General features: G+C 67.0%; 17 protein-coding genes and 1 pseudogene. 10 read left to right on the top strand and 8 right to left on the bottom strand.

Features of this window, described 5'->3' with window-relative positions; translation table 11 throughout:
• Positions 1-5: 5 nt before the first annotated feature.
• From cydB to cydC, 3 genes and pseudogenes are all read left to right on the top strand, one after another.
• Positions 6-1130 (top strand): cytochrome d ubiquinol oxidase subunit II, encoded by a 1125-nt coding sequence (gene cydB / locus PROPJV5_RS06730; RefSeq protein WP_420812721.1) that lies wholly within the window; start codon positions 6-8, stop codon positions 1128-1130.
• A 140-nt stretch (positions 1131-1270) separates the two neighbouring features.
• Positions 1271-2881, top strand: a pseudogene (cydD, locus tag PROPJV5_RS12725) (thiol reductant ABC exporter subunit CydD); the annotation flags it as partial.
• A gap of 234 nt (positions 2882-3115) precedes the next feature.
• Positions 3116-4684: a thiol reductant ABC exporter subunit CydC gene (gene cydC / locus PROPJV5_RS12720; protein WP_420812720.1), complete on the top strand. Its 1569-nt coding sequence runs from the start codon at positions 3116-3118 to the stop codon at positions 4682-4684.
• Positions 4685-4707: 23 nt separating this feature from the next.
• Here cydC and PROPJV5_RS06720 read toward each other — a convergent pair whose 3' ends face one another.
• A complete protein-coding gene (locus PROPJV5_RS06720; RefSeq protein ID WP_119715558.1) occupies positions 4708-5298 on the bottom strand; it encodes a YagU family protein in 591 nt (196 codons plus the stop codon).
• A gap of 163 nt (positions 5299-5461) precedes the next feature.
• Between PROPJV5_RS06720 and PROPJV5_RS06715 the strand changes: the two genes are divergently transcribed.
• Positions 5462-5770, top strand: coding sequence for a thiamine-binding protein (locus tag PROPJV5_RS06715; protein WP_119715557.1), 309 nt, complete (start codon positions 5462-5464; stop codon positions 5768-5770).
• A gap of 46 nt (positions 5771-5816) precedes the next feature.
• Here PROPJV5_RS06715 and PROPJV5_RS06710 read toward each other — a convergent pair whose 3' ends face one another.
• Entirely contained in the window at positions 5817-6254 is a 438-nt protein-coding gene (locus PROPJV5_RS06710) for a TA system VapC family ribonuclease toxin (protein ID WP_119715556.1), read from the bottom strand.
• A gap of 5 nt (positions 6255-6259) precedes the next feature.
• Positions 6260-6493: a DUF2191 domain-containing protein gene (locus tag PROPJV5_RS06705; protein ID WP_119715555.1), complete on the bottom strand. Its 234-nt coding sequence runs from the start codon at positions 6491-6493 to the stop codon at positions 6260-6262.
• Positions 6494-7071: 578 nt separating this feature from the next.
• Here PROPJV5_RS06705 and PROPJV5_RS06700 point away from each other — a divergent pair.
• From PROPJV5_RS06700 to PROPJV5_RS06675, 6 genes are all read left to right on the top strand, one after another.
• On the top strand, positions 7072-8700 hold the full coding sequence (locus PROPJV5_RS06700) for an NAD(P)-binding protein (protein ID WP_119715554.1): 1629 nt from the start codon (positions 7072-7074) through the stop codon (positions 8698-8700).
• A gap of 185 nt (positions 8701-8885) precedes the next feature.
• A complete protein-coding gene (gene nifJ / locus PROPJV5_RS06695) occupies positions 8886-12476 on the top strand; it encodes a pyruvate:ferredoxin (flavodoxin) oxidoreductase (protein WP_119715618.1) in 3591 nt (1196 codons plus the stop codon).
• Positions 12477-12567: 91 nt separating this feature from the next.
• Positions 12568-13575 (top strand): dihydroorotate dehydrogenase-like protein, encoded by a 1008-nt coding sequence (locus PROPJV5_RS06690; protein WP_275403705.1) that lies wholly within the window; start codon positions 12568-12570, stop codon positions 13573-13575.
• 466 nt (positions 13576-14041) lie between these two features.
• Positions 14042-15601, top strand: coding sequence for a type I restriction-modification system subunit M (locus tag PROPJV5_RS06685; protein ID WP_119715552.1), 1560 nt, complete (start codon positions 14042-14044; stop codon positions 15599-15601).
• On the top strand, positions 15598-16764 hold the full coding sequence (locus PROPJV5_RS06680; RefSeq protein WP_182858606.1) for a restriction endonuclease subunit S: 1167 nt from the start codon (positions 15598-15600) through the stop codon (positions 16762-16764). The genes PROPJV5_RS06685 and PROPJV5_RS06680 overlap by 4 nt, the downstream gene beginning before the upstream one ends.
• Positions 16761-19844, top strand: coding sequence for a type I restriction endonuclease subunit R (locus tag PROPJV5_RS06675; RefSeq protein ID WP_119715551.1), 3084 nt, complete (start codon positions 16761-16763; stop codon positions 19842-19844). The genes PROPJV5_RS06680 and PROPJV5_RS06675 overlap by 4 nt, the downstream gene beginning before the upstream one ends.
• Before the next feature lie 337 nt (positions 19845-20181).
• Here PROPJV5_RS06675 and PROPJV5_RS06670 read toward each other — a convergent pair whose 3' ends face one another.
• The 5 genes from PROPJV5_RS06670 to PROPJV5_RS06650 form a co-directional block, all read right to left on the bottom strand.
• Positions 20182-20445, bottom strand: a complete 264-nt coding sequence (locus PROPJV5_RS06670) for a helix-turn-helix domain-containing protein (RefSeq protein WP_275403704.1) — start codon at positions 20443-20445, stop codon at positions 20182-20184.
• 71 nt (positions 20446-20516) lie between these two features.
• Positions 20517-20792 (bottom strand): hypothetical protein, encoded by a 276-nt coding sequence (locus PROPJV5_RS06665; protein ID WP_119715549.1) that lies wholly within the window; start codon positions 20790-20792, stop codon positions 20517-20519.
• 120 nt (positions 20793-20912) lie between these two features.
• Complete coding sequence (locus PROPJV5_RS06660; protein ID WP_119715548.1) at positions 20913-21641, bottom strand: hypothetical protein; 729 nt, start codon at positions 21639-21641, stop codon at positions 20913-20915.
• Between the two features lie 347 nt (positions 21642-21988).
• Positions 21989-22429, bottom strand: a complete 441-nt coding sequence (locus PROPJV5_RS06655; RefSeq protein WP_220474367.1) for a hypothetical protein — start codon at positions 22427-22429, stop codon at positions 21989-21991.
• Between the two features lie 160 nt (positions 22430-22589).
• Positions 22590-23498 carry a ribokinase gene (locus tag PROPJV5_RS06650; protein WP_119715547.1) on the bottom strand — a complete coding sequence of 303 codons (909 nt, stop codon included), beginning with the start codon at positions 23496-23498 and terminating at the stop codon, positions 22590-22592.
• Between the last annotated feature and the right edge of the window lies 1 nt (position 23499).

The following is a 23499-nucleotide window of genomic DNA, read 5'->3' as shown; positions in this document are numbered from 1 at the left end:
CCACCATGGTTCCCCTGCAGATCCCGCTCGACGCGGGCCCACTGCAGATCGTCTGGTTCTTCCTGATCGCCCTGCTGTGGACCGGGTTCTTCTTCCTCGAGGGCTTCGACTTCGGTGTCGCCATGCTCTACCCGGTGCTCGGCCGGGACCCCAGGCAGCGCCGCGTCATGATCAACACGATCGGCCCGGTCTGGGACGGCAACGAGGTCTGGCTGCTGACCGCCGGCGGCGCCATGTTCGCGGCCTTCCCCGGCTGGTACTCCACACTGTTCAGCGCCCTGTACCTCCCGCTCTTCCTCGTCCTCGTCGGGCTCATCGCCCGCGGGGTCTCCTTCGAGTACCGCGCCAAGATGCCCGACGACCGATGGCGGAACACTTTCGACACCTGCGCCAGCGCCGGCTCGTTCATCGTCACGCTGGTGCTCGGCATCGGCTTCGCGAACCTCGTCCGCGGCCTGCCCGTCGCCCCCGACACGAGTGCCGCCTTCGGGGCGCCCAATCTGTTCACGGGGGGCTTCTGGAGCCTGTTCAACCCGTTCGGCCTGCTCGGCGGGGTGCTGCTCGTCCTGCTGTTCTGCACCCACGGCGCGGTCTTCCTGGCCCTCAAGACCTACGGTGATGTGCGTGAGCGCGCCATGACGGTGCTGCGGACCCTCGGCCCGATCACCGTGGCGGTCCTCGCCGTCTTCGTGCTCGCCGCCTGCTCCGTCCACGGCGCCGGCGAGAACCCCTACCTCGGCACCCCGGCCGCCGTCGTGATGTGGGCGGGCGGTCTCGGCTCGGTCCTCGCCCTGACGGCAGCGGTGCTGGCCCAGCGCGCCGAGCGCAACGGGCGGGCCTTCTTCTTCACCGGGGTGTCGATCGTGACCTTCTTCGTCATGGTCTTCACCAAGCTCTACGGCACGCTCGGTTTCGTCTCCGAAGACCCGACCAACCCGATCACCATGGTCAACGCGTCGAGCTCGCCGCACACCCTGCGGCTCATGACGATCTTCGCGGTCTGCATCGTGCCGGTCGTCCTGGGCTACCAGATCTGGAGCTACTGGGTCTTCCGCAAGCGCATCAGCAGCCGGGAACTGCCCGAGCACGAGAACGAGCCCAACGAGGTCCCGGCGACGGATTGGACGTGAGTCGCCGGCGGCGGGACCATGCAGGTACGGTCTCACTGGGAGTTGCCCTGCCGACATTATTTTCATGGGTATCATCGTGAAAAATCGTGTGCGAGGGCCCACGGCGGCAGTGCGGAACGACTGGGGGAGGAGACCGGCCGATGCCGAGCCCACTCGACCCGCGCCTGATCAGGCGGGCCAGGGCGACGAGATTCTTCCTCGTCGCGATCGCGCTGGTCGGCGTGGCGACGGCCTTCCTCGTGCTCGCCCAGGCGCGGCTCATCGCAGACGGCGTCGCACACGTCGTCGACACCGGCGACATGGACGGTATCGCGCGCACCGCGGTCCTGCTGCTGGCCGTCTTCGCCGCACGCGCCATCTTGAACTGGGTCTCGCAGCTGTTCGCCCATCGCGCCTGCTCCGCCGTGAAGTCCCAGCTTCGTACCGACGTCATGCGGGCCCGCCTGCAGCAACCCAACGACGCGTCGGCGCCCTCCGGCACGCTCATCACGCTCGTCACGCAGGGGCTTGACGCCCTCGACGGCTACTACTCGAAATATCTGCCGCAACTCATGATGGCCGCCAGCGTGCCGCTCATCATCGGCGTCGCGATCCTCACCCAGGACCTGCGCTCGGCAGTCATGATCGCCGTGACGATCCCCCTCATCCCGGTCTTCATGGCGCTCATCGGCATCGCAACCGCCAAGCAGGTCGACCGGCGTTTCACCCAGCAGACCCGCCTGTCGAACCACTTCGCCGACCTCGTGGCCGGCCTGCCCACCCTGCAGGTCTTCGGTCGCGCCCGCGCCCAGCTCGAGGGCCTGCGCCGCACCGAACGCGCCCACCGCACCGAGACGATGCGGACCCTGCGCCTGGCGTTCCTGTCGTCCTTCGTCCTCGAACTGCTCAGCACCCTGTCCGTGGCGCTCGTGGCCGTCTCGATGGGCATGCGCGTCGTCGCCGGCCAGTTCGACCTGCGCACCTCGCTGTTCGTCCTGATCCTGACCCCCGAGGTCTACCTGCCGATCCGTCAGGTCGGTGTCCACTTCCACGACTCCGCCGACGGCACCGCGGCAGCCGCCCAGGCCTTCGAGATCATCGAGCGGGCCGAGGCGAACGCATCCGGCGGCACGGTCCCGGCGCCCGACCCGGCCCGGGCGCCGGTGATCCTCGACGACCTGTCGGTCACCTATCCGGGGGCCGCCGGCCCGGCTCTCGCCCCACTCAGCTGCCGCCTCGACCCCGGCCAGGTGCTCGTCCTCGCCGGGCCCTCCGGCGGCGGGAAATCCACCGCCCTCAACGTTCTCATGGGTTTCCAGCCCGCCACGAGCGGACGCGTCCTCGTCGGCGACGTCGACCTGGCGCGGATCGACCTCGACTCGTGGCGTGCCCGCATCGCCTACGTCTCGCAGGACCCGGCCATGCTCAATGGGACGATCGCCGAGAACATCCGCGCCGGCTTCCCGGCCGCCGACGACCTGCAGCTGCGCGCGGCCCTCGACCGTGCCGGGGGCGAGGCGCTCACCCTCGACCACCGCGTGGCCGATGAGGGCGAGGGGCTCAGCTCGGGGGAGCGCCGCCGTGTCGCCCTCGCCCGGGCCCTGCTGCGCATCGAGCTGGGGGGCGCCGGGCTCCTCGTCCTGGACGAGCCGACCGCCGGCCTCGACCAGGACACCGAGGCCCGCGCCATCGCCGCCGTGCGCTCCAGCGGCGCCTCCGCCATCGTCATCTCGCACCGGCCGGCCATGATGGAGACGGCCGATCAGGTCGTCACCGTCGCCATGCCCCCGGCGCCCACCGAGCCGGCGCCCCGGGCCGAGACCGGGACTGCCGCGGAGCCCGGACCAGTGGACGGTCCCGGGTCCGGCGCGGACGAGGACACCTTCCTTCTCGCCAACGGCGGCCACCCGCACGCCCTGGACCGCAGGCCCCCCGAGAGGAACCGGCTACCCGGCCTCGACCCGTCGCAGTGCCGCGTCGAGACACCGGCCCGGCTCGTCGGGCGCCTGCTCGCGGTGGTACCGGCCGGTTACGCGCGGTTGGCCGGCGCCGCCCTGCTCGCCGTCTGCGCGACCGGGTCGTCCGTCGGTCTGATGGGGGTGGCCGGCTGGCTGCTCAGCCGCGCCGCCGAGCACCCGCCGGTGCTCCACCTGATGGCCGCCGCCGTGCTCGTGCGCTTCTTCGGCATCGGGCGAGGCGCCTTCCGCTACGCCGAGCGCCTGCTCGGCCACGACCTGGCCCTGCGCATGGAGAGCGCCCTTCGCGAGACCATCTTCGCCCGGCTCGCCCGCACCACGCTGCTGGGCCGCCGCCGCGGCGACCTGCTGGTGCGCGTCACCGCCGATGTCGAGGGCGTACTCGACATCGTCGTCCGCGTGCTCGTGCCCTTCCTCGGCTCGGGGCTGGTCGTCGTCGCCGCGAGCGCCGTCATGTGGGCCTTCTCGCCCGCCGCAGCCGTGCTGCTGTTCGTCACGAGCGCCCTCGCCGGCTTCGTCCTGCCCTGGCTGGGCCAGCGGCTGTCCGAGCAGGCCGACCGCGCGGTCATCCCCCTACGAGGGGATCTGGGCGACGAGGTGCGCCAGATGACCCGCTGCGCTCCAGAACTGGTCGCCTACGGAGGCGCCGGGACCGCCCTGGCCCGGCTGCAGGAGATCGACGGCCGGCTGGCCGCCGCCGAGGCCCGCGCGGCCTGGACCCGGGGCCTGGCCGCCGCCGGCCAGATGCTCCTGTGCGGCATCGCCGTCACCGGGGGCCTGCTGATCGGCGGGCGTGCCGTCATGGCCGGGACGCTACTCCGTCGCGAACTCGCCGTCCTCGTCCTGACGCCACTCGCCCTCAACGAGAGCTTCAATGACCTGATCAAGGCGGCGCAGAGCCTCACCCGGGCCCGTACGGCCCTGAGCCGGGTGCTCGCGATCATGACCGCTGAGCCCGTGGGCCGCGGCGACCGGGAGATAGGCGTCGACAACGGCGTGCGCGAACTCGAGCTCGACGGCCTGCAGGTGGGCTGGCCCGACGGGCCGATCGTCACCGAACCCGTCAGCCTGCGCATCGACCCCGGCGAGCGGGTGGCGCTCACCGGACCGTCCGGAGCCGGCAAGACGACCCTGGCCGCCACCGTCATGGGCCTCATCCCCCCGCGCGGTGGCCGGATGAGGGCACCGTCCGGCATCGGCTACCTCGCCCAGGACGCCCACATCTTCGCCACCTCGATCACCGAGAACGTGCGGATCGGGAACAAGGACGCCACCGATGAGCAGGTGCGTGCCGCCCTCGACGCGGCCGGCCTGCGGGCCATGAACCCCGACCGCGAGGTGGGGGAGGCCGGCGCGACCCTCTCCGGCGGTGAGGCTCGCCGGGTGGCGATGGCGCGTCTGCTCGTGAGCCGCGACCGAAACCGGCTGGTCATCCTGGACGAGCCCACCGAGCACCTCGACCACGACACGGCTGAGGCGCTCATGGGTGACGTGTGGGCGGGTGTCGGGGCCGCCGGGGTGCTCGTCATCACCCACGACCCGGGTCTGGTCGAGGCCTGCGACCGGCGGGTCGGGCTCCGCTCGGCGGTGCGGGTCTGAAGGCCGGTGCTGCCGGACCGGTCCTAGCGGGTGGCGGCTGCCAGGGGGATCTCGGCGTCCGGTTCGTGCGTGATGCGGTTGCGCAGGTCCCTGCGGACGACTTCGATCGACCACATCCACACGATGTGGCCGAGAGCCTCGGAGAAGTGCTCCGACCAGGTCTGGCCGCCGTCCACCCAGGGGAAGGGCGAGGGGACGATGCCGGTGAGCGGCATGAGGACGAGGTGCGCGCCGATCCAGACGAGCAGGCCGAACGCCGCGCCCTGCCACAGCTTGATCCTGGGGACGTACTCGGCCGCCACGCAGTAGAAGAGCGCGACGGCGATCGAGAAGGCGAAGTGGACGATGAAGGAGTAGATCGGGAGCGTGTCGTTGAGGTTGAAGGACACGGTCGTATGGGACTGCTCGGGGCTCATGCCGAACCACTGCTCAAGCATGGTCTGGGGAGGGTTGGTGGCGTTACGTTCGGGCGTGCGGGGCGGGAAGGGCACCTCCCAACCGAACTTGACGATGGCCGAGAAGAGGCCGGCTATGGCGCCGACGAGGAGCGCCGTCCCGACGTGGCGTCGCGCGGGCTCGGTGCTGCCGAGGATGCGAGCGGTTCGTTCTGACATGATCGTTCCCCTCAAGGACGGTGATGACCGGATTCAAGGACGGTGATGACCGGATCGGGAGTGAGTCCCTCGGCTGATGGGCCACACTCTGGCACGCAGGGCTCCTGGAGTCCAGGGCCACAGGGGCTCCCGGAGGGGCGGGCGGGTGTCGTAGTCTCGTGTCATGCTTGTTGCCTTTGCGATCAGCCCAGCCGGCGGCGACGACGCCCACGGCTACATCCACGATGCGGTGGCCGCGGCGGTGAAGGTCGTCCGCGAGTCGGGGCTGCCCAACGAGACCAACTCGATGTTCACGAACATCGAGGGCACCTGGGACGAGTGCATGGGGGTCATTCACGACGCCTGCGAGGCGGTGGCAGCGGTGAGTCCGCGTGTCTCGCTCGTCCTCAAGGCCGACATCCACACCGGTTTCACCGGCGAGATGACCGGCAAGCTCGACCGCCTGGACGAGGCCCTCAAGCAGATCGGCTGACGGCCGGCCCCTTCGTGGTCCTGGCCGCGCCGAACGCCCTTCCCGCTCAGACGGGGATCAGTTCCACATGCCTGCGGTCATCGGGGGTGAGCGCGTCCGGGATCCGGCTGTCCATTGTCGCTAGAACCGCGCGATGCCGGGCCGCCAGGTCGACGAGATGAAGATCGGTGATCTGCTTGCTGCCGGACAGGACGGAGAAGTCGATCAGGGGCTCACTCAGCGGTGCGTCATCGGACAGGAACTCGTGTCCGTCCACGGCGCACAGGGCGGCCAGTCCGGCAAGAACGTCGCCCGGCGCGATCCGGAACCCCGTCACATTCTGGTTGAGCAGCAGTCGTACATACGCCGACTGCGTGATCGGACAGGTCGCCCAGTCCCTGACGTCCTCGAACCAGGCCGTGACGATCTCGTGATGAACATGGGATGGCAGGGACAATGCGATGACGACATTGACGTCGAGGAGTCGTGTCCGATGCCGCGTCATGGGTTTCACTCGTCTTCGTCACGGTGCTGTTCGATGAGTTCAGGCGTGACCGGGTGGGGGTTGCTTCCCGGTGGTGGGGCGAACAGAGGGACGCCTCGGCTCCCGGTCTTGAACGAGGTGCCGGTGATGCCCAGCAGGGCCAGTTGAGACACTGCACGCCCCAGGGAGATCCCTTCGCGTCGCGCTCGTTCACGGGCCACCGCCAGAACCTTGTCGTCGAGGTCAAGAGTTGTCCGCATAAACACATCATCGCATCACGACATCAACGTATCAAGAATGAGCCCTTGCGATTCTCATGTCGCCGACCCGGCTCGCAGCGCGGTGGCAGGGTGTCTCGTAAACGTGTGGCCGGGGCTCCTCTCGACTCCGGCCCCTCGCATTTGCCAAGGCGAGGCTTTCCTTTTCAGTTCGTTCGTGGCGGCAGTTCCGATAATTCTCCCCGGATCGCGGTTGTCAATGGGGCGGCATTGATGGTCGATGAAGTAATTAAGGCGAGCCTCACCGTAATGGCACCGTGAATACCCGGTGGCTCGGAGCGGAGGGTGATTCTGCCGGCGTCGTGACTGGACCGTGAATAACTCCCTGCGAGCCAGAAAAAATACCAAGAACCCAAGCCGCCGGGGGTTACTTTCCACGCATTCTGATGTAGTTTGGGACCAAGCCGGTCCGTTACCTGTGGTGGACCCAGGTCCCCCGCAGGCCCGCCGGAAAGTCAGTGGCCAAGGTCCTGCGACTGATGCGGGGTTCTTGGCGCGGGTTCAACGAGGCCCCGCTCACTGTGGAGTCCCGCTGACGAGGCAAAGGAAAAGGGTTCGCCATGACCACCGAGCGCAGCGACATCACGATGCTCCCCGACCTTGCGTCCAGTGCCGGCCGAGTGGGTCCGGTGCGCACGCGCATGCCGATCTACGTGGACCTGCTGCCGCCGTGCAACAACGCCTGCCCCGCGGGCGAGAACTGCCAGGAGTGGCTGCGCCTGGTCAAGGAGACCGACCCCGAGAACGCCTGGCGTCAGCTCGTGCGCGACAACCCATTCCCGGCAATTCACGGCCGCGTCTGCTACCACCCGTGCGAGACCGCGTGCAACCGCGGCGACCTCGACCAGTCCGTCTCGATTCACTCCGTGGAGCGCTACCTGGGTGACATGGCCATCGAGCGCGGCTGGAAGTTCAACCGTCCCCGCAACAACACCGGCTATCGCGTGCTGATCATCGGCGCGGGCCCCGCCGGCCTGTCCGCCGCCTACCACCTGGCGCGTCTCGGTCACGAGGTCGAGATCCACGACGCGGGCGAGAAGGCGGGCGGCATGATGCGGTACGGCATCCCCGAGTACCGGCTGCCGCGCGACGTCGTGGACGTCGAGATCGCCCGCATCGAGGAACTGGGCGTCAAGATCGTCCTCAATCATCCGGTCGAGGACCTGCTGGCGGAGCAGCGGGACGGCAACTTCGACGCCGTCTTCGTCGCCATCGGCGCGCACCTGTCGCGCCGCGTCGAGATCCCCAGCATGGACGCCGGCCGCATGGTCGACGCCGTCGACTTCCTGCGCGGTGTCGCCAGCGGCGACAAGCCGGTCATCGGCCGCCGGGTCGCCGTCTACGGCGGCGGCAACACGGCCATGGACGCCGCCCGCGTGGCCAGGCGCCTCGGGGCCGAGGACGCGGTGATCATCTACCGCCGCACCGAGGAGCAGATGCCGGCCCACAAGGAGGAACTCGACGAGGCCGAGCGTGAGGGCGTGCAGATGCACTGGCTGCGCACCATCAACCAGATGGACGCCGAGGGCGTCGAGGTCGAGATCATGGAACTCGACGAGAACGGCAGGCCCCACGGCACCGGACAGTTCGAGCGGCTCGCTGCGGACACCGTCATCATGGCCGTCGGTCAGGTCGCGGACACCGGCTTCCTGCAGAAGATCCCCGGGATGCAGTTCAACGGCGACGTCGTCCGCGTCGACCCCACGACACTCATGACCGACGTGCCCGGCATCTTCGCCGGCGGCGACGCCGTCCCCTCCGAGCGCACGGTCACCGTCGGTGTCGGGCACGGCAAGCGCGCCGCCCGGCAGATCGACACCTGGCTCAACCACCTGGCCCCGAGCCCGCGCGTCAAGCACCCGATCGTCCACTTCGACGACCTGCACCTGTGGTACTTCGGCGACCACCCGCGCGAGGTCCAGGCCGAGCTCGACCCGAGCGAGCGCATCGACTTCGGTGAGGTCGTCAAGGGCCTCACCGAGGAGGAGGCCATCTTCGAGGCCCGCCGCTGCCTCAGCTGCGGCAACTGCTTCGAATGCGACGGCTGCTTCGGGTCATGCCCCGAGGACGCCATCATCAAACTCGGCAAGGGCCACCGCTACCGCTTCGACTACGAGAAGTGCACCGGGTGTGGCACCTGCTACGAGCAGTGCCCCGTCCACGCCATTGAAATGATCCCGGAGAGGTGATTGACATGAGCACGACAACCACCCGCCGCCCAGTCCCAGGTTCCGACGCCATGTCGGTCGACAACTCGATCCCCACCGGCGAGGCGGCCACCGCCACCCCCTCGCCGGTCGACATCGCCGAAGGCGCCGAGGACGCCGTCGAGGAGGTCAGGGAGACCCGGGAGGAGCGCGATCGCCGCAACCAGATGATCTGCGACGGCAACACCGCCGCCTCCGATGTCGCCTTCCGCATCAACGAGCTCTGCTCGATCTACCCGATCACGCCGAGTTCCCCGATGGCCGAACTGGCCGACGAATGGGCGGCCAAGGCCCGTCCCAACATCTGGGGCCAGGTGCCGCACGTCATGGAGATGCAGTCGGAGGGCGGTGCCGCGGGTGCGCTGCACGGCGCGCTGCAAGGCGGTGCGCTGTCGACGACCTTCACCGCCAGCCAGGGCCTGCTCCTCATGATCCCGAACATGTACAAGATCGCCGGCGAACTCACCAGCACGGTCATGCACGTCGCGGCCCGGTCCCTGGCCGCCCAGGGGCTGTCGATCTTCGGCGACCACCAGGACGTCATGGCCTGCCGCCAGACCGGTTGGGCGATGCTGTGCTCAACCGGTGTCCAGCAGTGCCACGACAATGCGCTCATCGCTCAGGTCGCCACGCTGCGCTCGCGCGTGCCGTTCATGCACTTCTTCGACGGGTTCCGCACCAGCCATGAGCTCAATACGTGCATCCAGCTCACCGACGACGAGCTGCGCTCCATGGTGCCCGACTCGCTCATCCGCGCCCACCGCGAGCGCGCCCTCAGCCCCGAGCATCCGTTCATCCGCGGCACGGCGCAGAATCCCGACGTCTACTTCCAGGGGCGCGAGGCCGCCAACAAGTACTACAACGCCGTCCCCACCATCCTTCAGGAGGCCATGGACGACTTCGCGGCGCTGACCGGCCGCCAGTACCACCTGGTCGACTACTACGGTGCGCCCGACGCCGAACGCGTCATCGTCATCATGGGATCGGGGGCCGAGACCGTCCAGCAGACCGTTAGCAGGCTCAACGAGCAGGGCGCCAAGGTCGGCCTGCTCGTCGTACGCCTGTACCGCCCGTTCCCGGCCGCCCAGCTGCTCGACGCCCTGCCCGCCACGGTGCGCCGGGTCGCCGTACTCGACCGCACCAAGGAACCCGGTTCCAACGGTGAGCCGCTGTTCCTCGACGTGGCCACCACGCTGGCCGAGGCCTACGCGGCCGGCGAGCGCCCCTGGCTGCCTCTTGTCACCGGCGGCCGCTACGGCCTGTCGAGCAAGGAGTTCACGCCGGGCATGTGCGCCGCCGTCTTCGAGGAGTTGGCCAAGGACAAGCCCAAGCGCCGCTTCACCATCGGCATCACCGACGACGTGACGAACCTGTCGATCCCGTGGGACGACACCGTCGACCTGGAGGACCCGCGGACCCAGCGCGCCGTCTTCTACGGCATCGGCTCGGACGGCACCGTCGGCGCCAACAAGAACACCATCAAGATCCTCGGCCACGAGCCGGGCATCTACGCCCAGGGCTACTTCGTCTACGACTCGAAGAAGTCCGGCGGGCGCACCACCAGCCACCTGCGCTTCGGGCCCGACCCGATCAAGGCCCCCTACCTGGTCACCCAGGCCGGGTTCATCGGCGTCCACCACTGGGCGGATCTGGAGCGCATCGACGTCCTCGTCTTCGCCCGCAAGGGCACGACCGTGCTCATCAACTCGCCCTACCCGGCCGAGGAGGTCTGGGACCTGCTGCCCGCCCCGATGCAGCAGAAGATCATCGACCTCGAACTCCAGGTGTACGCGATCGACGCCGGCGCCGTCGCCCGACAGGCTGGCCTGGGTAACCGTACGAACACGGTGCTGCAGACCTGTTACTTCGCGATCTCGGGCGTGCTCGAGGCCGAGCATGCGATCAGGGCCATCAAGGACTCGATCACCGCGACCTACGCCAAGAAGTCGATGGACATCGTGAACAAGAACCACGCCGCCGTCGACGCTGCGCTGGAGCACCTGCACCGGATCGAGGTGCCCGGCCAGGTGACGAGTACGACCGGTTACCTGCCGCCGGTGCCGGACAACGCGCCTGACTTCGTCAAGGACGTCACGGCCGCCATGATGACCGAGCGCGGCGAGACCCTGCCGGTCTCCAAGGTGCCGGCCGACGGCTCCTACCCCTCGGGCACCACCCGCTTCGAGAAGCGCAACGTCTCGGAGATCATCGCGGTCTGGGACGAGGAGAACTGCATCCAGTGCGGCAACTGCTCGTTCGTCTGCCCGCACGGCGTGCTGCGCGCCAAGTACTACGAACCGGGCGTGCTCAACTCCGCACCGGCCGGCTTCCAGTCCATGCCCCTGGACGCCGCCGGCCTGCCCGATACCCGGTACACGCTGCAGGTCTTCGCCGAGGACTGCACGGGCTGTGGCCTGTGCGTCGAGGCCTGCCCGGTGCGCCCGATCGGCCAGCCCCAGCGCAAGGCCATCAACCTGGAGTCCGTGCTCGACCGCACGAACGAGCGCGCCAACGTCGAGTTCTTCCAGAAGATCCCGAACCCGCAGCGCACCCGGGTGAACTTCGGCTCGGTGCGCGGCACCCAGTTCCTCGAACCGCTGTTCGAGTTCTCCGGCGCCTGCCCGGGCTGCGGTGAGACGCCGTACCTCAAGCTGCTCACCCAGCTGTTCGGCGACCGCGCCCAGGTGGCCAACGCCACCGGCTGCTCGTCGATCTACGGCGGCAACCTGCCGACCACCCCGTGGGCGAAGAACGCCGAGGGACGCGGCCCGAGCTGGAGCAACTCCCTGTTCGAGGACAACGCCGAGTTCGGTCTGGGCATGCGCATGGCCGCCGACCTGCACCACGAACTGGCCTGCCAGCGCCTCGCCGAACTGCGCCCGCTGATCGCCGACGACGAACTCGTCGACGCGCTGCTGGGCGCCGAGCAGTCCTTCGAGTCCGAGCTGCGCGCCCAGGCCCGGCGCGTCGAGACCCTCAAGGAGAGGCTCGCCGGCATGGCGGCCGACCCGGCGCTCGACGAGACCACCCGCCTCCGTGTCGAGGACCTGCGGTCGGTCGCCGACAATCTGCTGCGCCGCTCGGTGTGGATCGTCGGCGGCGACGGCTGGGCCTACGACATCGGTTCGGGCGGTGTCGACCACGTGCTCGCCTCGGGCCGTGACATCAACGTGCTCGTGCTCGACACCGAGGTGTACTCGAACACCGGCGGCCAGGCGTCCAAGTCGACGCCGATGGGCTCGGTGGCGAAGTTCGCCACGGCGGGCAAGGTGACGAACAAGAAGGACATGGCCATGCAGGCCGTCTCGTACGGCGACGTCTACGTGGCCCGTGTGGCCATGGGTGCCGACCCGGAGCAGACGCTGAAGGCCTTCAGGGAGGCCGAGGCCTACCACGGCCCGAGCCTGATCATCGCCTACAGCCACTGCATTTCGCACGGCTTCCCGATGCGGCTCGGCCTTGAACAGCAGTACAAGGCGGTGGCCTCCGGCCACTGGCCGCTGTTCCGTTACAACCCCGAGACGCGCAACGCCGGGGGCAACCCGTTCCTGCTGGACTCCGCCCGCCCGCGCATCCCGCTGGAGGAGTACCGCAAGGGCGAGCTGAGGTACAAGATGCTCATGACCTCGGACCCGGACGAGGCCAGGCGCCTCACCGACATCGCCCAGGAGCAGGTGAATCGTCGCTGGGCCGACTACGAGGAGATGGCCTCGCGGCCGGCCGAGATGTTCGCCTCCGTGGCCCGGAGGGCCGACTGACATGGCCGTCGAGTTCAACGAGGCCCTGAGGGCCGCCGCCGAGTCCGCCGCCGCGAAGTCGGCGGCGGGCAGTGGCGCGACTGATCTGCTCATGCCCGTCGAGCAGGCGGGCGCCCAGGTCGACACGCCGGCCGGCGGTGAGCTCGCGACGGAGTACATGGGGCTCCGCCTGCCGTCGCCGCTGGTGGCGTCGGCGGGTCCGCTGTCGCAGTCGCTCGACTCCATGAAGGAGCTGGAGGAGTCCGGGGTCGGCGCGATCGTCATGTTCTCGCTGTTCGAGGAGCAGGTGCGTCGCGAGGAGGCCGGATCGCCGGAGGCCCCTCCGGCGTCCCAGAGCGATGAGCCGGCCGCGACGGACGCGTACCTGCGGCTGCTCGAGGCCGGTGCCGGGGAACTGTCCGTGCCGCTCATCGCGAGTCTCAACGGGTTCCGGGGCGGCGAGTGGACGGCGACCGCCCGCCGCATGCAGGACGCCGGCGCGTCGGCCATCGAGGTGAACATCTACGCCGTGCCCGGCGACCTGTCGATGAGCGGCGCCGAGGTCGAGGACCGCCACCTGGAGATCCTCCAGTCGGTCAAGGACGTCGTGTCCGTGCCGGTCGCGGTCAAGCTCTCGCCGTACTTCTCCAGCCTCGGGCAGATGGCGCTGCGGCTGGACGAGGCCGGCGCCGACGCGCTCGTGCTGTTCAACCGTTTCCTGCAGCCCGACATCGACATCCGCCGCAAGGAGGTCGTCGCCGGGGCCGGATTGTCCGGCCAGGACGAGGGGCTGTTGTCCCGCACCTGGCTGGCGGCGCTGCACGGCAAGGTCAGGGCCTCACTGGCCGCGGCAAGCGGCGTGGCGGGCCCCGATGACGTGGTCAAGGCCCTGCTCGCCGGCGCCGACGTCGTGATGACCACTTCGGCGCTGGTCCGGCACGGAGCCAGCTACGCCGGCGAACTCGTCAACGGGCTGCGGCACTACCTCATCCGCAACCAGCTCACGCTGGGCCGGCTGCGGGGGATGCTCGCCGTGCCCGCTGACACCCGGGTCGACGAGTACGAGCGCTCCGGCTACCTCGCGGTGCTGGAGCAGGCCAGGCGGCGCCACGGCCTGTGAGCCCTTGCTCCGTCTTGAGGCCGCTTGCCGCTGTTGTTCGAGGTCATATCACGGTCGTCAGCACTCTTGACAGGCACCTTCTGACGCTCTGAACATGCCCCCGACACCATGAGTCTTCCGCGCAGAGGGGGCCGCGCGATATGACTCAAGAGTACCGCTTGACTAGGCTGGACGTCGTCACGTCCGTTCCCTGGTGTCCAGGGGATGAATCATAGTGTGAGGTCTCTTGTGGCGTTGTCCCCGCTGATGCGGGGGAGGACAATGCGCGCGCCGGAGTTCGCGAGCCGTATACGGGTAACCCTCCGCGACCTGCGTGGCTGGATCCCTGAGCCCCGAGGTGACTGGCCGGTGCAGAACACAGTTTGGCCACCTGCTGGGGTGCCTCGTGTTCGTGTCGGGGGTGGGGTGCGACACTGTCCTGTGGTGCCCGACTCCGGCGCCGCACCAACGAAGAGACGAGGAACCTGTGACCAAAGAGACCGAGCGCGACGAGCTCCACCGGACGATCTGGAAGGTCGCCAACGAGTTGCGCGGGAGCGTGGACGGCTGGGACTTCAAGGCCTACGTGCTGGGCTTCCTCTTCTATCGGTTCATCTCGGAGAATCTCACCGAGTACATCAACGCCGACGAGCGAGCCGCCGGTGACCATGACTTCGATTACGCGGAACTGGGCGACACCGTTGCCTGGGAGGCGCGCGACGGCATCATCAACGAGAAGGGCTTCTTCATCGCCCCTTCGGAGCTGTTCGGCAACGTGCGTGAGCGGGCGCCGCACGATGAGAACCTGAACGAGACGCTGTCCAGGATCTTCAAGAACATCGAGCTCTCGGCCTTCGGTACCGGAGCCGAGTCGGACCTGCGCGGACTGTTCGACGACGTCGACGTCAACTCCAACAAGCTCGGCTCCACGGTCGCGCAGCGCAACGAGAAGCTGGTGCGGATCATCAATGCCGTCGGGGACCTCGACCTGTCCTACGGCGATTCGACCATCGACACCTTCGGGGACGCCTACGAGTACTTGATGACCATGTATGCCTCCTCGGCGGGCAAGAGCGGTGGCGAGTTCTTCACCCCGCAGGAGGTCAGCGAGGTCCTCGCGCGCATCGCCGTGGCCGGCAAGACGAACGTCAACCGGGTCTACGACCCGGCCTGTGGCTCGGGTTCGCTGCTGCTCCAGTTCGCCAAGGTGCTCGGCAAGGAGAACGTGCGTGGCGGGTTCTTCGGCCAGGAGATCAACCTGACCACCTACAACCTGTGCCGCATCAACATGTTCCTCCACGACATCAACTTCGCAGACTTCAACATCGCGCACGGTGACACGCTGCGGCATCCGGCGCACTGGGATGACGAGCCCTTCGAGGCGATCGTCTCCAATCCGCCGTACTCAACCCATTGGATCGGCAAGGACGATCCGGCCTTGATAAACGATCCCCGCTTCGCGCCCGCGGGCGTCCTGGCTCCGAAGTCGAAGGCCGACCTGGCGTTCACCATGCACATGCTGTCCTGGCTGGACGTCAAAGGCACAGCGGCGATCGTCGAGTTCCCGGGCGTCCTGTACCGGGACAGGGAGGAGCAGAAGATCCGCAAGTACCTGATCGAGAACAACTACGTTGAGGCGGTCATCCAGCTGCCGCCCGACCTGTTCTTCGGCACGACGATCGGCACCTGCATCATCGTGCTCAAGAAGTCGAAGACCACCAACGACGTCTTCTTCCTCGACGCCTCCGACCAGTTCGTCCGCACCGGCAACAAGAACCATCTCGCCGCCGAGCACCGCGACTTCATTGTCGACGCCGTGTCCAAGCGTGAGGTGATAGCGCACCGCTCCGCTGTGGTAGGCGCCGAGCAGCTTGCCGAGAACGGCTACAACCTCTCGGTGTCGGCTTATGTGGAGGCGGAGGACACCCGCGAGGAGGTCGACATCGTGGCGCTGAACGCCGAGATTGCGCGCATCGTGGCGCGCCAGGCCGAGCTGCGCGCCAGCATCGACGCGATCGTCGCCGACCTGGAAGGGGGCGCCAAGTGAGCCGCATCGACGACCTGGTCAAGGAACTGTGCCCCGACGGCGTTATGGGAGTTCCTCTGGGAGACCTGTGCACTTTCAACCGTGGCCGATGGATAAAGGCTTCAGAGTTACACGAAGGAACAATACCTGTTGTTACCAGTTCGCAGAATGTGAGCGCTTGGCATGACGAGAGTAATCGTCGCGGTGAGACTATTGTTGTCGCGTCTTCTGGTGCGTATGCCGGATTTGTTTCTTTCTGGAATGAACCCATTTATGTGTCAAATGCTTTTTCTGTGGACCCTAATGAGTCTTCGGGTATTGTTCCGAAGTTCCTGTTCCATGTCCTTAGGCGTCGGCAGCGTGAGATCAACGCAATGGCTTCGGTTGCTGGGGTTCCGAATGTCTATGGCAAGGACTTGGCTCGCATGGTCGTACAGATTCCTCCGCTTGCGGTACAGCGTGAAATTGTGAGAATATTGGACCAGTTCACCCAGCTGGAGGCGGAACTGGAGGCGGAACTGGAGGCGCGAAAGACGCAATACGCGTATTATCGCGATCACCTTACCGTGTCACTTCCAGATGCTCGTAGTGTTCGCTTGGGTGACGTACTCTCGATTGTTCGAGGAGCTTCCCCGCGGCCGATTCGTCGGTACTTTGCGGATAGCTCCGGTGTTCCCTGGATAAAGATCGGTGATGTGTCTCCGTTGGATAAGTTCGTTACGGGTACGCGTCAGTATATTACGGAGGCTGGTGCAGCTAAGTCGCGCCGAGTTTATCCCGATGACTTCATATTGTCGAACTCTATGAGTTATGGACGTCCATACATTTCTGCGATTGAGGGTTGTGTTCATGATGGCTGGCTCGTCCTGTCTGATTATCAAGATGCTTTTAATGTCGACTATCTGTATCATTTATTGCGATCTGCGCCGATTCAGGCGGATTTTTCGCGGCGCGTTGGTAGTGGGACGGTAAGTAACCTAAACTCCAAAATTGTCGGGGCGACGATGGTCGCTGTTCCGCCGTTGGAAGAACAGCGACGCATCGCGGACATCCTCGACAAGTTCGACGCCCTCGTCAACGACCTGAACTCCGGCCTGCCCGCGGAGATCGCGGCGCGGCGCAAGCAGTACGAGTACTACCGGGACAGGCTCCTGACCTTCCCGGAGAAGGGTGCGTCAGCATGACCATCCGCGAAGCCCGTGCTGTGCGCATTGAGCCCGTCATCCTGACCGACGAGTCCACCGTCGTTGGCGCCTACGAGCCGAGCGAACGCACCAGCAAAACCTATCAGTCCGAGGCGGACCTCGAACGCGCCTTCATCGCCCAGCTCCAGGACCAGGCCTACGAGTACATCCAGTTCAGCCCCGACAACGCCGAAGCCGAACTCATCGCGAACCTTCGCACCCAGCTAGAGATGCTCAACGACTACCGCTTCACCGACGCCGAGTGGAAGCGCTTCTTCGAGCACTCCATCCTCACCACCGGAGGCGCGCTCGACGTCGTAGAGAAGACCCAACGCATCCAGGAGGACCACGTCCAGGTCCTCACCCGGGACAACGGCGAGTCCAAGAACATCCGCCTCATCGACAAGCAGCACATCCACAACAACCGGCTGCAGGTCACCAACCAGTACGTCGCCACCAACGCTGCGCGCTCCAACCGCTACGACGTCACCATCCTGGTCAACGGGCTCCCACTCGTCCACGTCGAGCTCAAACGGCGCGGCGTCGACATCCGCGAGGCCTTCAACCAGATCAACCGCTACCAGCGCGACTCCTTCTGGTCCGGAGCTGGCCTGTTCGGCTACGTCCAGATCTTCATCATCTCCAACGGCACCTACACCAAGTACTACGCCAACACCACCCGCCAGGACCACGTCACCGAGAACCGAGGCACCCAGCGGCAGGTGAAGGCCGCGACATCGGACGCATACGAGTTCACCTCCTGGTGGACCGACGCCACCAACCAGCGCATCACCGACCTCGTCGACTTCACCCGCACCTTCCTGTCCAAGCACACACTGCTCGCCGTCCTGACCCGCTACTGCGTCTTCACCGTCGCCGACACCCTCGCCGACCGCAAACTCCTGGTCATGCGGCCCTACCAGATCGCCGCCACCGAGGCGATCCTCCAGCGCATCAACACCTCCACCAACGCCCGTCAAACAGGCACCCTCGCCGCCGGCGGATACATCTGGCACACCACCGGCAGCGGCAAGACCCTCACCTCCTTCAAGACCGCCAAGCTCGCCGCCGGAATGGAGGAGATCGACAAGGTCATCTTCGTCGTCGACCGCAAAGACCTCGACCACCAGACCATCAAGGAATACAACCGCTTCGCCGAGGGCACCGTCTCCGCCAACCAGTCCACCACCCAGCTGACAGCCCAGATCAACGACCCCACGGTCAAGATCATCGTCACCACGATCCAGAAGCTGTCCACTTTCGTTGGTCGCAACCGTAAGCACGCCGTCTACACGGGACACGTCGTACTCATCTTCGACGAATGTCACCGCAGCCAGTTCGGCGACATGCACACCGCCATCACCAAGGCCTTCCGCAACTACCACCTCTTCGGTTTCACCGGCACACCCATCTTCGCCGAGAACGCCGGCTCCAGCGGCAACGTGCAACTGCGCACCACCGCCCAGGCATTCGGCGACCAGCTCCACTCCTACACGATCGTCGACGCCATCGGCGACAAGAACGTCCTGCCGTTCCGCATCGACTACATCGACACCGTGCACAGCCGCGACGACGTCGTCGACGCGGAAGTCAGTGCCATCGACACCGAGCGGGCGCTCCTCGCCCCGGGGAGGATCGCGCAGGTAGTCACCTACATTCGTGAGCACTTCAACCAGAAGACCCGGCGCAACCGGACCTACACGCTCGGACAACAACGCCTGGCCGGCTTCAACTCACTGCTCGCTACCGCCTCCATCCCTGCCGCGCGCGCCTACTACCAGGAGTTCGCCCGCCAGCAGCAGGGGCTGCCGAGCGACCAGCGGCTCAGCGTCGGCATCATCTACTCTTACGCTGCCAACGCCGAAGCACCCGGCGACTCACTCGCCGAGGAATCCACCGACCCAACCGCACTGTCCGCCGACGACCGGGCTTTCCTCGACGCCGCCATCGCCGACTACAACCAGCAGTTCGGAACCAGCTACGACACCAGCTTCTCAGGCTTCGAGGGCTACTACGAGGACATCTCCGCGCGCCTCACCAAGCGGCAGATCGACCTGGTCATCGTCGTCAACATGTTCCTCACCGGTTTCGACTCCAAGACCCTCAACACCCTGTGGGTCGACAAGCCGCTGCGTACTCACGGCCTCATTCAGGCCTTCTCTCGCACCAACCGCATCCTTAATGCCGTCAAGAGTTACGGAAACATCGTCTGCTTCCGCAATCTTCAGGCCGAGACAGATGCCGCCATCGCCCTGTTCGGCAACAAGAACGCCAGTGGCACCATCCTCCTGCGCTCCTACCGCGAGTACCTGGAGGAGTTCATCGCCAAGGTCGCGCTATTGCGCGGCAAGTGGCAGCCTGGTGAGGTGATCCTCTCGGAGGAAGCCCAGAAGGAGTTCGTGACGCTGTTTGGTCAGATCCTCAGGCTGCGGAACATCCTCGTCTCCTTCGACGAGTTCGCTGAGGACAACATGGGTGGCCTCAACGACGCCGACCTCGCCGACTACACCAGCATGTACCTGGAGATCCACGCCCAGATGCGCGCGGCCTCCGAGGCGGAAAAGGAAGTCGTCAACGAGGACCTCGTCTTCGAGATCGAGCTCATCAAGCAGGTAGAGGTCGGTGTCGACTACATCCTGCGGCTCGTCGAGGACAAGCGCACCCAGCGGGGCGACGGCGAGGACCGGGAGATCCCCGTGGAGATCACGCGCGCCATCGCCTCCAGTCCCACGCTCCACTCCAAGCGGGACCTCATCGAGGACTTCGTCAGGTCCGTCTCCAGTAACGGGACGGTGGACGAGCAGTGGAAGGAATTCATCGCGGCGCGGATGGCCGCAGAGTTGGACGCCATCGTTACCGCCGAAGGCCTCCACGAGACAGAAACCGAGGAGTTCATCGGCGCTGCCCTGCGTAGTGGAGTTGTTCCTACCGAGGGCACGGCGATCACTCGGCTGCTCCCAAGAGTCTCCCGTTTCCGCAAGGCCGCAGCCGGCCAGAGCCATGACGAGCGCAAGGCGCGCGTCGTCGAGGCGCTGACCGCTTACGTGGAGAGGTTCAGAGATCTCTGGTGTGAGCTGTAGGTGGGCGATTAACGTGGTTGGGAGTGTGGAACTACGACCGAGCCTTTACATGATCATGCGGTCGGCATAGGTAGCCCTCGACGACACGGGGGTGAGCCCTGCAGGTAGCAGCTGTGGAGGGTGAGGCGGTTTTTCCCGGGAACCCTGCGTCGAAGGCCACGAGCAACGTGAGAACACCGGTTGCTGGACGCTCATCCGAGCGGCTGTATACCCTCGGGGACAGATGGGGACACCTCCGACACCGTCGGGGCCGAGTCCCCATCTTCTTTGTCGGGAGCACTTGCTCTGTTGTTCTGTCGGGTTCGTACGCGCTCAGCGGCGTTCGCGCCTGGATGCATCAGTCCTCAGTGCCGTGCGCACCGGGTTCCGCCTCCTCCGTGGTGACCTCCAGCAGTTCGCCGACTTCGCAGCCCAGCGCCTCGCAGATCGCCACGAGCGTTGAGAAGCGGATGGCCTTCGCCCGGTTGTTCTTCAGCACCGAGAGGTTCACGACGGTGACCCCGACCTGCTCGGAGAGCTCCACGAGCGTCATGCCGCGCGCCGCGAGGAGCCGGTCCAGGTGGCAGACGACGTGCGGGTCGGGTGACGGTGCGGCGCTCACAGCGCCAACCATAGGTGCAGCATCCCCGGAGCCGACGTCGCCAACGGCCGCCCGGTGCGCGGCGGTCGCCGTCACACCAGCCCCTCGGTCTGTTCGAGCAGCTCGGTGTTTTCGGCAGCCGGGCTGGTGGTGCGCTCGTACCGTGGAACCACCAGGCACAGCCCGATGACCGCGGAACTGATCGTGACGCTGATTCGTCCGACGTCAGGGACGTCCCCCTCGGGGGCGAACTCGTTGACCACGGCGCGCACCCGGCGCCAGAGGGCGACACGGGTGCGCAGCGCCGAGGGTCCTTCGGTGCCCTGCTGAAAGGCGGCTGGTTCGGCGTCTACCGGGTCTGTGTTCATGGTTTCTCCTCCCTCGCCGGTCCCTGGGTCAGTGGTGCTCGTCGCGCGCACCGGCCACGGCGGTCGGCCCGTGCCGTCGTGTTCCGTGACGATGGTTTCTGAGGGGTCGGCTCACCCGGTTCACACCAGTCCTTCCGTCTCGGCGGTCAGAGTCGCGTTGCGGCTCATCAGTTCCTCGTTGTCCTCCTCCAGCTCGGTGCTGCGCTGGTGCAGGCGGGCCATGGCGGACAGCAGATAGCTGAGCGCCCAGCCGAGGATGGCGACGATGACATAGGTGGCGCTGCTCGTCGCCGGCACGATCGACGGACTGGGGTGCCCCTGCTCCAGCCACAGTCTGTTCACCTCCTCGGGGACCGCGGCACGAAGGACGAACACCGTCAGGAAATGCTCCAGGGTCCAGGCGGCCGCCGTTGCGAACAGCAGATTGCGCAGGGTCCTGCTGCGGGTCACGAGCCGTTCCCAGGGATCGGCCAGCTGCGGGCGAGCCACAGCCAGCAGGCGGTACAGGCCGACGAGTGATGCGAGGGTCGATGCGATGACGAGGACCTCCGTGACGGCGATGGTGGCCTGGGCGGCGGCCGGCACCGAGGTGATGTGCCCGGCGAGGGGAGAGGCGTCCGGGGTGAAGTCGATCGCTGTGGCGAGGGGCCCGGGCAGGGCGCCCGGCGTCCCCGTGGGCGGTGTTTCATTGACGACGGCGACGTACACGCCCCTGCCGCCCACGATGTCGTTGAGCATCCGCCACGGGCCCTCCAGAACGGCCCCCGCGGCGAGGAAGGCGAAGAAACCGACGACGCCGACCGCCGGCGTCCAGGTGGGCCGGGCGCTGTCGGATGCTGACACGGTCATGACGGCCTCCTCGGTGAGACTGCACGGTGGATGAGTCTGCGATGAACCATCCATGCATATCGATTATCGATGCATTGATAATCGATATGTTACTCGGCGGGGCTGCCCCGTCAAGACCCGTGCGCCGGCGTTCCCGGACCGGGGTGCGGCGTCCGTCCGACACGGCCCCGCCGTGGCCGGCTCACTCGCCACACACGCCGACGATCAGGCGATCCCACGCCTGTCGGCGCTCTCAGCGGGAGCTGGTACGCCTGGCCCGCAGGGTACGGGCCACCGAGCTCAAGCCGAGCCGGTGTTGGAGGCGACGCCCGCGGGGGCGCTACGGGGATGGTCGGGCAGGAGGCTGCTCACTGGCCCGGCCTCATCCAGTCGGGGGTCGCCCCGGGGTCCCGCGGGAAGAGCCTCAGCTCGTCGGCGACGTCCTCCGGGCTGTAGGGCGGGTTGAGTACGGGCTCGTGGTCGTAGTCGAAGTCGGAGACGAGCTGGTAGTCCTGTTTGTTCATGGTGAACACGCCCCGGGTCCAGGTGCCGCCGCCAGGGCGGGCCATGGCGGTGCGCACCTGGACCGCGGGCTCCACGACCTCCCGGGGGACGATGTTGTCCTTCCAGCCGCCCCGACGCATCAGCCCTGAGGAGCGCAGGGCGCGGCTGTGCACGCCGGCGCGCGTACCGACGGCCTGGACATCGATGGACATCTCCTCAATGTGGGAGGAGCGCATCCAGCGGGCGCAGGCGTCAGAGAGCGCCTCGACGGCCTGCATCTGTGCTTCGAAGGACCACTCGGCCATGAGTTCCCACCTCTCTACTCGGGGGCGATTCGGAGTCGTCATTGCCGAAAACGACACTACTGCGCACATCGCAGGGCAGCAGCTTGCAGGGATACAGGTTTTCTGCTGCTCGTGCTGTCACCGTTTCGCCCTCGGCTGCCATCGCGCGGTTCCGAATGGTTCAGGGGGCTTGCAGGGGTTCGATCCCGGCGTAGGAGGCGGCCGCGCCCTCGGCGAGAACGGCGGTCGATCCCGCGCGCACCCCCGCCCGGACGGCCTCGGGGAAGTCCCAGTCCATGGCGAGTGCGGCTGCGAGCGCGCCCACGGCGGCATCGCCCGCCCCCGTCGTATCGACGACGGGGCCCAGGCGCAGTGCCGGCACGTGCTCGCTCCGATCGCCGTCCGACCATGCCGCACCATGTCCCCCCAGGGTCACGAGTGCCAGACGCGGGCCCAGGTCCACGACGGCGGCCGCCGCATCGAGGGCGCTGTCGGCGTCCTGGGGCGCCGGACGGCCGAGGACGATCCCGGCCTCGGTCTCATTGACGACGACGCAGTCGACCAGGGCGAGAACCTCGGGGGCGACCTCGTATGCGGGGGCGATGTTGAAGACGGTCCGGGCGCCGGTCCGGTGCGCCCAACGGATCACCTGCTCGTTGACCTCGGCGCCGATCTCCCCCTGCAGGACGATGACGTCCTCGCGGGACGGTTCGACGGCCTCTCGGGCCTGCTCGGCCGTCACTCGCCCGTTGGCGCCCGCGTCGAGGATGATCGTGTTCTCGCCGGAGGCGCTCACGGTGATCAGGGCGATGCCCGTGGTGGCGTCCTCGTCGACGAGCAGGTGCGACACGTCGACTCCGTGCGAGGAGAGCTCATCGACGAGGACCATTCCCGCTTGGTCGGCTCCCACCCTGCCGATGAAAAGGCTCGGTGCGCCGGCGTGGGCGGCCGCGGCCGACTGGTTCGCGCCCTTGCCGCCGAGCCGGTACGTCAACGATGTGCCCAACAGGGTCTCCCCGGGCTCGGGCAGGCGGTCGACCGTGACCGTGATGTCCTGGTTGATGGATCCGATGACGATGACGCGTCCCATG

This window comes from Propionibacterium ruminifibrarum, from assembly GCF_900289195.1.
Taxonomy (GTDB): Bacteria; Actinomycetota; Actinomycetes; order Propionibacteriales; family Propionibacteriaceae; genus Propionibacterium; species Propionibacterium ruminifibrarum.
This window is presented reverse-complemented; position numbering and strand designations above follow the sequence as displayed.